General features: G+C 63.2%; 13 protein-coding genes. 7 read left to right on the top strand and 6 right to left on the bottom strand.

Going from position 1 to position 14,082, the window contains the following annotated elements; translation table 11 throughout:
- Position 1: 1 nt before the first annotated feature.
- From ACFPB1_RS12875 to ACFPB1_RS12895, 5 genes are all read right to left on the bottom strand, one after another.
- Complete coding sequence (locus ACFPB1_RS12875) at positions 2-1,048, bottom strand: hypothetical protein (protein WP_379225770.1); 1,047 nt, start codon at positions 1,046-1,048, stop codon at positions 2-4.
- Between the two features lie 102 nt (positions 1,049-1,150).
- Positions 1,151-2,527, bottom strand: coding sequence for a GerAB/ArcD/ProY family transporter (locus ACFPB1_RS12880; protein ID WP_379225772.1), 1,377 nt, complete (start codon positions 2,525-2,527; stop codon positions 1,151-1,153).
- A gap of 26 nt (positions 2,528-2,553) precedes the next feature.
- Positions 2,554-2,781, bottom strand: a complete 228-nt coding sequence (locus ACFPB1_RS12885; RefSeq protein WP_379225774.1) for a hypothetical protein — start codon at positions 2,779-2,781, stop codon at positions 2,554-2,556.
- Positions 2,778-3,989: a Ger(x)C family spore germination protein gene (locus ACFPB1_RS12890; protein ID WP_379225776.1), complete on the bottom strand. Its 1,212-nt coding sequence runs from the start codon at positions 3,987-3,989 to the stop codon at positions 2,778-2,780. The genes ACFPB1_RS12885 and ACFPB1_RS12890 overlap by 4 nt, the downstream gene beginning before the upstream one ends.
- 33 nt (positions 3,990-4,022) lie before the next feature.
- A complete protein-coding gene (locus ACFPB1_RS12895) occupies positions 4,023-5,618 on the bottom strand; it encodes a spore germination protein (protein WP_379225778.1) in 1,596 nt (531 codons plus the stop codon).
- 188 nt (positions 5,619-5,806) lie between these two features.
- Here ACFPB1_RS12895 and ACFPB1_RS12900 point away from each other — a divergent pair, with 188 nt between their 5' ends.
- On the top strand, positions 5,807-6,823 hold the full coding sequence (locus tag ACFPB1_RS12900; RefSeq protein WP_379225780.1) for an SDR family oxidoreductase: 1,017 nt from the start codon (positions 5,807-5,809) through the stop codon (positions 6,821-6,823).
- 139 nt (positions 6,824-6,962) lie between these two features.
- Here the strand turns inward: ACFPB1_RS12900 and ACFPB1_RS12905 are convergent, their stop codons facing one another.
- On the bottom strand, positions 6,963-7,340 hold the full coding sequence (locus tag ACFPB1_RS12905; RefSeq protein WP_379225782.1) for a VOC family protein: 378 nt from the start codon (positions 7,338-7,340) through the stop codon (positions 6,963-6,965).
- A gap of 105 nt (positions 7,341-7,445) precedes the next feature.
- Between ACFPB1_RS12905 and ACFPB1_RS12910 the strand changes: the two genes are divergently transcribed.
- The 6 genes from ACFPB1_RS12910 (at position 7,446) to ACFPB1_RS12935 (ending at position 14,017) form a co-directional block, all read left to right on the top strand.
- Positions 7,446-8,162, top strand: coding sequence for a TetR/AcrR family transcriptional regulator C-terminal domain-containing protein (locus ACFPB1_RS12910; protein ID WP_379225784.1), 717 nt, complete (start codon positions 7,446-7,448; stop codon positions 8,160-8,162).
- Between the two features lie 73 nt (positions 8,163-8,235).
- Positions 8,236-8,811 (top strand): GNAT family N-acetyltransferase, encoded by a 576-nt coding sequence (locus tag ACFPB1_RS12915; protein WP_379225786.1) that lies wholly within the window; start codon positions 8,236-8,238, stop codon positions 8,809-8,811.
- 338 nt (positions 8,812-9,149) lie between these two features.
- Entirely contained in the window at positions 9,150-10,094 is a 945-nt protein-coding gene (locus ACFPB1_RS12920; protein WP_379225911.1) for an ABC transporter permease, read from the top strand.
- Between the two features lie 15 nt (positions 10,095-10,109).
- Entirely contained in the window at positions 10,110-10,985 is an 876-nt protein-coding gene (locus tag ACFPB1_RS12925) for a carbohydrate ABC transporter permease (protein ID WP_379225789.1), read from the top strand.
- Positions 10,986-11,069: 84 nt separating this feature from the next.
- Positions 11,070-12,632, top strand: a complete 1,563-nt coding sequence (locus tag ACFPB1_RS12930) for an extracellular solute-binding protein (RefSeq protein WP_379225791.1) — start codon at positions 11,070-11,072, stop codon at positions 12,630-12,632.
- Positions 12,633-12,757: 125 nt separating this feature from the next.
- Complete coding sequence (locus ACFPB1_RS12935) at positions 12,758-14,017, top strand: FAD-dependent oxidoreductase (RefSeq protein WP_379225793.1); 1,260 nt, start codon at positions 12,758-12,760, stop codon at positions 14,015-14,017.
- Positions 14,018-14,082: the final 65 nt, after the last annotated feature.

The following is a 14,082-nucleotide window of genomic DNA, read 5'->3' on the forward strand; positions in this document are numbered from 1 at the left end:
CCTATTCGCCGGGCCGCACGATCGCCGGATGCGCGGCGACGATCGTTTCGCACGCCGCGACAAGCCGGGGCAGGTACGCGAGCGTCTGCTCGGCGCGGCGGGCGATGTCGGCGTCCGAGGCGATGCCGAGGTCCGCGGCGGCTTCCTCGAGGGCGGGCACGTGTACGGGCAGCAGCCCGGGCGCGTCCGCGCCGAGAATCTTCAGGCAGCGCGCGAACGTCGCGACGATCCAGAACATCGCCTCGCGTTGGTCGCCGGCGCGGATCATGGCGCGGCTGCCTTCGATGGCGATGGGACGGGCGGCCGGCGTAATGTCGCTGCTGAAGAAGAACGGCGTCCGGCCCGCCTTCGCGGCGGCGTCGAACGTCCGGGCGAGCGCCGCGAGATGGCGCTCGGACCGGGCGGCAGTGAGCGCCTCGCCGCCGAGCTGATCCAGCAGCTCCGCGTATGCGCCTGCATGGCCGCAAGCCCGCAGCGCCTCCCGCGCGGCCGGGTAGCGCCGGCGCACCGTCGGATTGCGCAGCGCCGCGACGAGCGGCAGATGCGCGGTCACGCCGGTCGGGAACAGCCACTGCGTGACCTTGTCGTAGACCGGCGCGCCGTAATCGATGCCGCGCAGGCCGGTTTCGATGCGCCGCCGGACGTGCGCGCAGCGGCGCAGCACCCAGGCCTCATCGGCGAAATGGCGGGCGACCTCCGCCTGCAGCCGCCCGAGCCGGCCGTCGGGATCTGCGATAATGCCATTGACGCGGAAGCTCCCGGCCAGATGATAGTCGGCCAGTACGGCCTCGGCAGAGGCCAGATTGTCCCACGCTAGAACCGTTACTTCCAGGAGCGCGCCGTCGTACCGGAATTTCCCCGGCTTGAGCGGTGCCTCCGCTTCCCCCGTTACGACCACCACGTCGACGTCGGACGACTCCGGCAGCTCGGCCTCGTCCGGCATGCCGACCGTCGAGCCGCTGAAATACGCGCCGCGGAAGCTGCGCTCCCGCGCGGCCTGCGCCGCTACCCATGCGGCCGCGGCCTGCTTGGCCCTGCCTACATTCATGCCGTTTCCCCCTTCGCGCATTTGGGATATCACTGTCTATCCTACCAAATGCCGCCGGATCAGGGGGGATTTATTTGTTTTTGCCGTGTTTTTTGTCATTGTTTACTGTCCGGACGTGTTCTCGCCGGATGGATTGCCGCCGGGCTGGCTGCCCCCGGGGCTGCTGTCGCTGGAATTGCCGCCGCCCGGTTGATTGCCGCCGGGCTGGTTGCCGCCCGCGCCGCTGCCGCCTGCTTGGTCGCCGCCCGCCTGGCCATTGACGCTCGCTTGACTGCCGCCCGCGCCGCCGCCACTCGCCTGTCCCCCGCCCGCGCCGCCGTCGCTCGTGCCGCCGTCGCCCGCTTGTCCGCCGTCCGCGCCGCCTTCGCCCGCCTGGATGCCACCCGATGCGCCTGCGGCCGGGGGCCGGAACCACGAGACTACGAGCAGCAGGAGCGGCAGGACCAAGCCGAAGGTGGCCGAGTAGAACGGCCAGATCTCGCCGGCGAACACCCGGAAATAGACGATGTTGGGGTAGACGAGAATCGACAGGATGCCCATGAGGATGCCGAAGGGCACGATCATGGGGCGGTACGATTGCAGCCGCAGCACCTGGGCGAACCCGAGCAGCGCGGCGTAGAAGCTGAGCGACAGCTTGAAGAAGATCGTCAGGAACCAAATGATGGCGACCAGCACCTCGATCCGCTGGAGGAATTCGCCGACCTGGATCTTTTTCGCCAGGGTGTAGCTGGGGAATGTGTGCCGCGAAGCGAAGTCCCAGCCGAGGACGAACACGCACAGCAGCGTAATGACGATAATGACGAGACCGCCCAGCACGGCGCCCTTCAGGAACGGCATGCCGATCTTCGGCTTGTTGACGGCGGGAATGATCATCAGGAAGACGGTCAGTTCCAGGTACGGAATGCTGATGACCGACAGGCTCCCGTGGAGGATCGCTTTCGTCCCCGCTTCGAAGACGGGCTGAACGCGGTCGAACTGGATTTGGGGCAGCAGGAATACGATCAATAGCAGCAGCATGGTCAAGATCCACGGCAGGAAAATTTCCGCCGTGCGCGCGATGACCTCGAGGCCGAGGCTCGCGCCCATCAGAATCGCCATGATGAACAAGAGGTGCACGATCTGGATCGGCGTCTCGGGCATGACGATCGTCGTAATGAAGTCCCCGACGTTGCGCAGGACCAGGGAAGCGAGCAGGAAATAAAACGAGAAAAACAACAGCCCGACCAGCCTCCCGAGCCAGGTGCCGAGAATCTGCTCGGCGAACTGCACGAGGGTCTGGCCGGGATAGCGGGTGGCGAGCACGATGTAGAGTCCGATGAGCAGCGCGCCGACGCCGACGCCGATGACGGCGGATATCCATCCATCCTGCTTCGCGATGGCTGTCAGGCCCGACGGAACGATCAGAATCGAGCTGCCCAAGCTGAAGAGGAGCGTCAGAATCGCCAGCTGCCGCGCGCTGATTTTGCCATGTTCGGTCATTGTTCGGACGCTCCTCTCCGCCGGGATTAATTCAGCATGGACAAGACGGCTCTGCTCATGGGCTTATAGATGACGGTCAGCCAATCGAGCGGATCGGGCAGCTCGACGCGGAAGCTGTACAGCATGTTCAGCGTCACGCCCGCGGCCAGCAGGCACGCCGACACTGCCAGCTCCTTCTTCTGCCCGTTTCGCTTCAGCCGCGGATACTGGAAGCGGACGACGAGGGCCGCCATGATCAGCACGATCCAGATCAATCGGACTCCTCCTTCATCCGTTCCAGGAAGGATTCCACAACCGAGCCGGTGCGGCGGATCTTCGCGGTCACGTTAATGTGGACGGGGAGCTCGGCGAATCGCTGCTCCCAGCGGTCCTTCATCCGGTTCCACGCGCGGTAGTCGGCACGGTGGATGGCTGAGCCGAAGCCGAAAATATCCGACTTGTAGTATTTCGCCCGCGCGACGGCGGCTTTCATCATGTCTTCGATCTGGTCGCTCAGCTCCTTCTCGAGCTGCACGATCGCTTCGTTGGTCGCGATGTTCATGCCGCATTCGACCTCGCCGATGTTGCCTTCCGCCATGACGGTCACGTCGATCCGCGGCTCGCCGTTCACGACCCGTCCTTTGATCCGGTGGTTCGCGTGAATGAGTTCCACTTCCAGATCGTCCCCGCCGGCGCAGGGCATCCGTATGATCGTGCTTTCGATATTGCCGCGGATGAAATTATAGCCCATGCTCTGCTTGTCGTTCAGCCAGCCTACGAGCTTGTCCTTGCGGAACACGGCGAGATTTTGATACTGAAGCAGCGCGGGCGGAGTAATGCTGCTCAAGTTCGTTCTCGTCCGGCCTAGCCGGGGGCTCCCCTGAATGCGAATTCCGGCCAGCACGGGATCCTTGCCCTGGTCGACGAGATCGTAGATCAGCTGATGCAGATCTACCTTCACGGTAGAGCCCCAGTCGCGCTGCGAGGCTTCGAGCGAGGTGAATATCTTGTCCGTCGGCAGCTTCTCGAGCGGCGTGAGCACTTCCAGCACGTCGTTCGCCGTCGCGCCCCGGGCGACAACGATGTAGAAGTCCGTGCGCAGCTCGTGGTCTCGGGACAGTCCGTCGAGCACCTTGGCGATACCGGCCCGCGCCAGGTCCTCTCCGATCACGAGGATGCGCAGGTGGGAGGAATAGATTTTTCGCGGTGCGATCGTGGTCATCTCGCGAATCGCTTCGAAGATGGATCGCTCATTGGTCGTGCGCAGCGTCGTAACGGGCACGCGGCTGCCGCTGCCTTTGCCGGAACCGATCTCGGTGGCGTTGATGATCTGGACCGACACGCCGTACCGATCGCCGATTTTGTCGAAGCCGTATGCCGTCGCGATCGCGATTTCGTTCAGCTCCTTGCGGTTCCAGCAGCCCGTCAGCAGGAGCGCGAGCAGGGAGATCAGGACGAGTTTGAGTGCTCGGGTGGCGTTCATGCTGCGGTCCTCCCTTTCGTCGAGTGAGCCGGGCTAGCCGCGGGAAGCGGGCTTATGCGGCGGGTCGTCCTTCTGCCGGGTCACGTTCGTCTGGCTGACGAGCCGCGGCCGGGTCAGCATCGCCCACTGCGGAACCCGGAAGATGGCGTCCTTCTGGTCGTCCGCGACGTACGGCGCGAACGGCGCCATGTACGGAACGCCGAACGAACGCAGGCTGCACAGATGCAGAATCATGACGATGGTGCCGACGAGTATGCCGCACAGGCCGAATGATGCGGCCAGCATCATCAGCACGAAGCGGATCATGCGGATGGAGATCCCCATGTTGTACGACGGAATCACGAAGTTCGAGATCGCCGTGATCGCGACGACGATGACCATGGCCGGACCGACGAGCCCGGCGTCGACCGCGGCCTGCCCGATGACGAGCGCGCCCACGATCGACACCGCCTGGCCGACCGTGCGGGGCATGCGGACGCCGGCCTCCCGCAGAATCTCGAAGGTGACCTCCATCAGCAGCGCCTCGATGAACGCCGGGAACGGAATACCCTCGCGCTGGGCGACGACGCTGATGAGCAGGGGCGTCGGGATCATCTCCTGATGGAACGTCGTGATCGCGATGTACGCGGATGGCCCGAACAGCGCGATGAACAGGCAGACGTACCGGAGGATGCGCAGCAGCGTTGCGATATCCGCGCGCTGGTAGTAGTCCTCCGGCGTCTGCAGGAAGTGTGCGAACAGCGCGGGCACGAGCAGGACGAACGGGGTGCCGTCCACGAGAATCGCGATGCGTCCTTCCAGCAGCCCGCCGGCGATCGCGTCGGGGCGCTCGGAATTGTACATCGTGGGAAACGGCGTATACGCCTCATCCTCGATCAGCTCCTCGATATAGCCGCTCTCGAGGATGCCGTCGATGTCGATCCGGTCCAGCCGCTGGCGGACTTCCTCGACGATCTTGTCGTTCGCGATGCCCTTGATGTACATAATGGCGACGTCCGTCTGCGTGACCCTGCCGATCTGACGCGTCTCCATCCAGAGGTTGGCGTCCTTGATTTTCCGCCGGATGAGGGCGGAATTGGTGCGGAGCGTCTCGGTGAAGCCTTCGCGGGGCCCCCGTACGACCGATTGGGAGGAAGGTTCGTCGACGCCTCTTTCCCGGCACGCGCGGGTGCTGGCGATGATCCCTTCGGTGTGGCCGTCGATCAGCACGACCGCATCGCCCGACAGGATCGCGTGGTACAGCGTGTCCATGTCGGACAGGCCGCCGATGTCGCCGACCTTCAGGATATATTCCCGGATGAGCTTCAGGGGGTTGACGTTGTCGTCGGGCTGCAGGAACTGCTGCGTCTCGCTGCTTTCGACGAGCAGCGACTCGAGCAGCGTCCGCGGATCCGACAGGCTTTCGATATACACGACCGCGGCGGCGTGCGGCTGCCGGTTCGTGCGCACGACGAAACGCCGGATGACGAGATCCGTGCTGCCGCCGAGCTGCGTCTCGATCTGGTTCAGCGCCGCGGTCAGCGAAGCGGGCAGCGCGTTCGCGGCATTCGTCCCGCCCGTGCCCGGCCCTTTCGGCTTCGAGCCGGATTTCGCCTTTAATTTACGGAATGCTTGATAGATATCGACCATGCGTCCTCACCCGGGTGCAGTACTTTTTACCACTATCTCCATAACCGGACGGTTTAAAACACCGACGGGTGCGCGGGACCGGCGCTGTGGAATCTATGCAAGTTAGAGGAATTCCGGCTCCGAATCGCGAATAGAGGGAACGAGACTTATGGCGAATCGTTCTCAATTCCATTCGGAGGTGGCTAGTTATGAAAGCGCTATTTATCGGAGGAACGGGCATTATCAGCTCCGCGATCACGCGGCAATTGGCGGCGGACGGGTGCGAGCTGTACGTGCTGAACCGGGGGAACCGCAATGCGGCGCTGCCGGACAATGTAAAGGTGCTGCAGGCGGATATCAACGACGAGGCGCATGTTGCCGGGCTGATCCGGGAGCTGGAGTTCGACGTCGTGGCGGACTTCATCGCCTTCGTGCCGGAGCAGCTGGAGCGGGATTATCGGCTGTTCAGCGGCAAGACGAAGCAGTTCATCTTCATCAGCTCGGCCTCGGCGTACCAGAAGCCGCTGTCCGATTACCGGGTGTCCGAGAGCACGCCGCTCGCCAATCCGTATTGGGCGTACTCCCGCAACAAGATCGCGTGCGAGGACTACCTCATGAAGCAGTACCGGGAGCAGGGATTCCCGGTCACGATCGTACGGCCGAGCCATACCTACGACGAACGCTCGATCCCGCTCGGCGTACACGGCCGGAACGGCTCGTGGCAGGTAGCGAAACGGATGCTCGCGAACAAGCCCGTCCTCATTCACGGCGACGGCACGTCGCTCTGGACGATGACGCATAACCGCGACTTCGCGAAAGGCTTCATCGGCCTCATGGGCAATCGCCGCGCGATCGGCGAGGCGGTCCAGATCACGTCCGACGAGACGCTCACCTGGAACCAGATCTACGAAGCGATCGCGGACGCGCTCGGCGTGAAGCTGCAGGCGGTTCACGTCTCCTCGGAATTTCTGGCCGCGTGCAGCCGCGAGGACTACACGGGCGGGCTGATCGGGGACAAGGCGAATTCCGTGGCGTTCGACAACGCCAAGCTGAAGCGGCTCGTGCCGGAATTCGTCGCGACGACGCGCTTCGACCAAGGCGTGCGGGAGACCGTGGCGCATATCCTGGCGCATCCCGAGCTGCAGAAAGAGGACCCTGAGTTTGACGCGTGGTGCGATAAGGTGATCGGCGCCCTGAACGGGGCGATCGCGGCGGTGAAGGGCTAGGCGGAAGGCAAGCGCATCGGAGCGGAAGCATCGAGCGGAAGAAGGCGAGAACCCCTGGCGGGTTTTCGCCTTTTTTCGTCCGGGCTGCTAGGTTCGGACGCAGCCGCGGCGCCAGCCGCGGACGGCGGGGTTAGGCGGCTTAGGCTTGCGATACGGCGGCTTCCCGCTGGAAGCTGGTCACCTCGAAGAGGAGGCCGCCGAGCGCCGTGAAATAGAGGGTATACCCGTCCCGCATCCGCCGCGGCTGCTCGGCCGCAATTCCGGCCGCCGCAAGCTTCCGGCGGAAGCCATCGACGCCGGCGATCGTATCGACATAGAACCCGAGGTGGAAATCCTTCGGATACCCTTCGCCGCCTGCGCGCATGGTGCTCAGCACGAGACTGAAGCCGTCATCGTCTCTCATGACGGCGATGGCGTTCCCGTGCCGGCTGATATATTCAAAGCCGAAGACGTCGCGGAAGAAGGCTATCGCTTCGTTCAAATCTGGCACGCATACGTTCAAATGGTTCAATTTCATGAGGGATCGCTCCTTGTTATTTTATTCTAATATCATTAGATTAATCTAATAGTGTTAGATTGTAAAGCGAATGCTATACTGTTCACGTAAGAGAGGTGAACGATCGTGGCGAGACGGCGAATGTATGCCGATAGACCGGGCGATGCGGCGGGCGAGCCGGCCCCGGGCTACATGCCGCTTGAGCGCGGCCGGATTTTGGAGACCGCCCTCAAGCTATTGGACGAGCTTGGCTTGAAGGACTTAAGCATGCGGAAGATTGCCGACGACCTGCAGGTCAAGACGGCTTCCCTTTACTATCACGTCAAGGACAAAGAGGAATTGATGCAGCTGCTGTCCGATCGCATCTGCGGCGGGATGGACCGGATCGATCCCTCCCTCCCTTGGCGGGAGCAGCTCACCCAGTGGGCGAACCAGTTCCGTACCGTGCTGCTCTCCCGCAGGGACGCGGTCGAGTTGTTCCGGCAAACGATCGCAAACGGCCATGAGCGGCTGACCCAGATCGAACGGCTGTTTCAGTGTCTGGTGTCGGCGGGCTTCTCGGACTGTCAAGTGCCTTGGCTCGCGTCCATGGTGAAATCGTTCGTGCTGGGCTTCGCGGAGGAAGAGGCGCGGTTTCGGGCGCGCGCACGCGGCTTTGCGTCCCGCGAGGCCATGAACGAGCATGACGAGCAAGCGTTCCGCCTTCTGCCGGAGGAGCGGTTTCCGAATATGGTCCGACTCGCGGCCGTCACGACCTCGACCGATTGGGAGCAGGAATTCCGGTTCGGCCTGAGCGTGCTGATCGACGGCTTCGCGGCCAAGCTTCCGGCAGGGGAGAGCTAAGGGACGGCGGACCCTATGAAAACAGTACAACTATCCTGTGCCGCGGCGCCGGGGGACGATAAGGAGGACGGACATGGACAACCGCATCGCGATCGAAGCCGTGCAGGACGGGAATATCGAGCAATGCCGCGAGCTCTGCAACGAATTGATGGCGTATCAGAAGGCGCAGGCGCGGATCCGCCCAGAGCTGTTCGACGCCATGAATTTCGACACGCGCATGAAGCGCAGCTGCGAGCACGCGCTGGCGAGCCAGGTCATCGTCGCCAAGGAGGGCGGTGTTCCCGTCGGGTACGCGTTCTCGACGATCGACGACATTTCGCAAAGCCGGCACGCGCTTCCGGACTGGGCGCCGCGAGCGGAGCAGGGGGCGACCCAAGGCCTGTACCCGGATTGGGCCGACCTGCCGGACAAGGTCGGCTGCCTGAACAATCTATATATCCGGGACGGATACCGCCATCTGGGCTTGGGCTCGAAGCTGTTCGGGATGGCGATGGACTGGCTGGACGGGTTCCGCGACGTGGACGTCGTCTTCATCTTCGTGTCGAACGGCAACGAGGCGGCGCTGAACTTCTACCTGAGCCGCGGGTTCGCGTTCAGCCATGACGTCTTCGGCGGGTTCATCCAGGCGACGTACCGGCGGCGGGCGTAACGGCGGGCGGCTAGCCGCCTTGCGTCGAGGTGCCGCAGCGGTACATGACGGTGCTGGAAGGGGAATGGACGTCCGGCCGGTTCGCATGGGCGGGCGCCCGCTTTCGTTCCACGTGGATCAGTTTCAATCTAGACGCGCACGGCCGCAGGGCGGTCGACCGATCCTGCGGCTATCTGCCGCGAAGGACCTCGATTGAGGTCCTTTTTTGCGTTTCGCCCGAACTTCTATACAAATCGACCAGAAATCGAAGGATTGCCCGCTACAGCGGCGGAAGCGCATTCCCTACAATAAGAAGCACAACGGACGTAAAGAAGGTGAAGGATATGAGCAAGGCCGATATGGCGCTCGATCGCAAGACGGCCCAGAGGGAGCGGACTGGAAGCCGCCGGTGGAAGCTGATCCGCGGCAATCTCGATATGTACGCGCTGCTGATTCCCGGGGTGATATTCCTCCTCTTGTTCAAATACACGCCGATGTACGGCATCGTGATCGCGTTCCAGGACTTCAATATCTTCGGCGGTATCAAGGGCAGCGAATGGGTCGGCCTCGAGCAGTTCCGCAAGCTCGTCCACTCGGACGAATTTCTGCAGGTGCTCGCCAACACGCTGCTCATCAGCCTGTACAAGATCGTCCTCCTGTTCCCGATCCCGATCGTGCTCGCGCTGTTCCTGAACGAGGTGCGGCGGATGGTCTTCAAGCGGACGATCCAGACGATCATCTACCTGCCGCACTTCCTGTCCTGGGTCATCATCTCCGGGCTGTTCATCAACATCCTGTCCCCGACCGGAGGACTCGTGAACGAGCTCATCCGCTCGTTCGGCGGGCAGCCGATCTCGTTCCTGACGGAGAACCACTGGTTCCGCAGCGTCGTCGTCTTCACGGCCGGGTGGAAGGAGATCGGCTGGAACGCCATCGTCTTCATCGCCGCGATCGCGGGCATCGACCAGGAGCAGTACGAGGCGGCCGCCATCGACGGCGCGGGCCGGATCCGGCAGATGATCTCCATCTCGCTGCCGGGGATGCTCCCGACGATCATGCTCATGTTCATCCTGCGGATCGGCAGCCTGCTCGAGGCGGGCACGGAGCAGATCCTGACGATGTACAATCCGCTCGTGTACAAGAGCGGGGACGTCATCGGCACGTACGTGTACCGCATGGGCCTCGGCCAGCAGGATTACAGCTTCAGCACGGCGGTCGGCCTGTTCAATTCCGCGGTCGGCTTCCTGCTCATCGTCATCGGCAACATGCTCAGCCGAAAATTTCTGCAGCGCAGCATCTGGTAGGAGGCGATCGACACGATGCGCAGCACATCTATCCGCGATTACGCGCTGGATACCATCATCTATTGCTCGCTCACGCTCATGGGGCTCGCGACCCTGCTTCCCTTCGCGAACGTGCTCTCGAAATCGGTCAGCGAGGAGTGGGCGATCGTCGCCGGCAAGGTCGGCATCGTCCCGGTCGGCTTCCAGCTCGACACGATGCGGTTCGTCGTCACGTCGGGGCAGTTCCTGCACGCGCTCCTCATCTCGGCGCTCGTCGCCGTCGCCGGCACGCTGGCGTCGCTGCTCGTGACGGCGATGACGGCGTACCCGCTCTCGAAGCGGGAGCTGCCCGGCACGGGCCCGCTCATCGTGCTGTTCATCTTCACGATGATGTTCAACGGCGGCATCATTCCGAACTACCTGCTCATCCGGCAGCTCGACCTGATCGACAATCTGGGCGCGCTCATCCTGCCGGCGCTCGTCAGCGTGTTCAACATGCTCGTCATCAAGAGCTATTTCGAGAGCCTCCCGGCGAGCCTGGAGGAGTCCGCGAAGCTCGAGGGGGCGCGGAATTACACGATACTCTTCCGCATCATCCTGCCGCTCAGCGGTCCCGTGCTCGCGACGATCGGGCTGTTCTACGCGGTGTACTACTGGAACGACTACTTCAACCCGATGCTCTACATCAACAGCGCGTCCCTGAAGCCGCTCCAGCTCTACCTGCAGGACATCGTCATGAACGCCGATACGTCGTCGGCCTTGAACCGGAGCGCGGACGATCTGATGAACGTGCCGGCGGAGGGCGTGCGGTCGGCCACGGTCATCGCATCGACGATTCCGATCCTGCTCGTCTATCCGTTTTTGCAGAAGTATTTCATCAAAGGGGTGCTGATCGGTTCTGTGAAGGGCTGATCGGCCCGCAAGACTGCCGGCGCATTAATTCTTGGCGGCATGCCGCGAGATTAATGATAAACTACCCTATAGGAGGGTCATGCAATGAAGAAGGTTGCGAAGGTCATGCTGATGGCTGCAATGGCGGTACTGCTCTTGGCCGCGGCGGCCTGCTCGTCGAATGGCGGCGGGAATAACGCGGGCGACAACGCAGGTACGAATGCCGGTACGAACGCCGGCACGGCGGATGCGGGCGACAATGCGCCGGACGATGCGGCCAAGCCGGAGCTGAAGCGGCTCGACATCTGGCAGAACGAGGATTACAACGCGTATCCGGTCGCGAAGATGCTGGAGGAGAAGACGGGCTACAAGGTGCAGTACGACATGCTCCCGCAGGATAAATCCGCGGAGAAGCTGAACCTGATCATGTCCTCGGGCGAGCCGTATGACCTCGTCACGACCTACAGCGACATGGCGCTGTACGCGGATTATGCGCAGAAGGGCGCGCTCGTCGACCTGCTGCCGCTGATCGACAAGTACGGCCCGAACATCAAGGCCTCGATCAAGCAGACGTCGATCGACGCGCTCAAGGTCGACGGCAAGCTGTATGCAATCCCGACGTCCGTCACGTACCAGATCAACAGCAGCATTCTGATCCGCACCGACTGGCTGGATAAGCTGGGGTTGAAGATGCCGACGACGACCGACGAGCTTACCGCCGTTTTGAAAGCGTTTAAGGACCAGGATCCGGGCGGCAACGGGGATCAGGACGTGCCGCTCACGATCCGCGGCGACCTGCCGATGCTCGACAACATCGTCGGCGCGTTCGGCATGCCGAACGGCTGGAACGACATCGGCGGCCAGCTGGTGCCGCGCGTGCTCGATCCGGCGTACAAGGACTACGTCACTTATATGGCCGACCTGTACAAGCAAGGCTTGCTGGACAAACAATTCGTCGTCAACAAGGACGCGACGGCCAAAGAGAAGTTCACGAGCGGCAAAGCAGGGGCCATCATCGTGCACTGGGCGGAGATCCCGACGATCGCCGACGCCCTCGCGAAGAGCGCGCCGGACGCCAAATTCGCCTTCGTGCCGGCGCTCAAAGGACCGGGCGGCAAAGCAGGCTTCGCGGCCAACTCGGGATTCGACCGCCTGACGTTCGTGCCGAAGTCGGCGAAGCATCCGGAGGACGCGGTCAAATGGATCAACGCGAGCCTCGACCCGGCGACGTTCAAGGATCTCGCCATTGGCGAGGAAGGCAAGCACTTCAAGATGGAGAATGGCGCGTATACGCCGATCCTGCCGATCTTCAATGACGAGCGCAACCTCGCGAACAACTACATGGCGGGCACGGACGAGACGAACTACCCGCTGTACTGGCAGGCGCGCGTCCGCAAGAGCCCGGTCATGTTCGAGGCGTTCGACTTCCTGAACAACCAGCAGCCGGACGACGTCAAGATCCCGAACAAGCTCGGCCTCGCGCCGTACATGCCGGAATACGCGAAGAACAACCTGCAGCTGGAATCCATGGTCGGCGACTACACGATCAAGCTGATCGCGGGCGCGGAGCCGCTGTCCGGGCTGGAGGCGTTCCAGGCCAAGTACAAGGCGGCCGGCGAAGAAGCGAGCGCGAAGGAAATCAACGACTGGTACGCCACGGTCAAATAACGGCCGCGGAAGAAGACGATTATCGGACGATTCGCCATTATCCCGCTTAAGGGGCGAACCGGCCCGCGCCGTGCAGCGAGCATGGCACGGGCCGCGGCGTCCCGAATCGAAAGGAGTCCTCATTCATGGCAAACACGAAGTATGCGTTCACCCGGAATGTCGAAACCCACTCGCGCACGGACGTCGTCGTGATCGGCGGCGGCCCGGCGGGCACGGCGGCCGCGATCGCCGCCGCCCGGTGCGGCAAGACGGTCGCGCTGCTGGAGAAATCCGCGCAGCTCGGCGGCATGGGCACGCTCGCCAACGTCAGCATCTTCATGCCGGTCGGCAACGTGACGGGCATCTACCGCGAGATTATCGCGGAGATGCTGGCGGAGTTTCTGCCGGCCGACCACGATCAATCGATCGCGCCGCAATATTCGCCGTTTCTCCTGCGGCAGTATTTGAACGAGAAGATGAAGAAGGAGAACGTGCAGGTGTTCTTCCACAGCGAATTCGTCGGCTCGGTGACGGAGGACCGGCGGCTGAAAGCGGTCATCGTGTCTACGCGCGAAGGGCTGCGGGCGTTCGAGGGCGGCGTGTTCATCGACTGCACCGGCGACGCCCGCGTGGCGATCGACGCCGGCGTGCCGTACCATGCCGGCCGCGAGTCGGATGGCCTGACGCAGCCGATGACGCTCATGTTCACGATGCAGGACACCGGCAAGCCGGTGAAGCAGGTGCTGCCGGAAGGCTGCTATTTCTATAACGACGTAGCCGAGCTGCCGCAGGGCCGGCGGCTGTATTGGGAGCAGCACGGCGACGGCACGCTGCTCGTCAACATGTCGCGCGTCAAGGCGAACGGCGCCAAGCTCGCGGACGTCAACTTCGCGGAGACGGAGGCGCTGCGGCAGGTGTTCTCCATCGCGCATTACTTGCAGCGCACCGGCTTCGAGACGTACGCCATCGCGCATATCGCGCCGCAGACGGGCGTGCGCGAGACGAACCAGATCGAGGGCCTCTACACGCTGACGGAACAGGACGTGGTCGGCGGGGCGCGGTTCGCGGACGTGGTCGCGCAGACGAATTACGAGATCGACATTCACAGCCCGGACGCGCAGAAGACGACCGACGAGCGCAAGGTGGACGGGTACGACATCCCGTACCGCTGCATGGTGCCGGCCGCGTACGACAATCTGCTCGTGGCCGGCCGGGCGATCTCGGCGACGCATGTGGCGATGTCCTCGATGCGCGTGCAGGCGACCTGCTACGCGCTCGGCCAGGCCGCCGGAGCGGCGGCGTCGATCGCGCTGGACGACGCGCATGCGGCGAAGGACGTGTCCATGGCGAAGCTGCACGGCATCCTGGAGCGGCAGGGCGTCCGCTTCCGCGTGACGACAACCTAACCGGACCGAAGCGAGAAGCGCGGACGGTCTTCCGGCAATGGCGGTGCCCCTGGGGGCGCCGCCTC

This window comes from Paenibacillus sp. GCM10023250, assembly GCF_042653205.1.
Classification (GTDB): Bacteria; Bacillota; Bacilli; order Paenibacillales; family Paenibacillaceae; genus Paenibacillus_Z.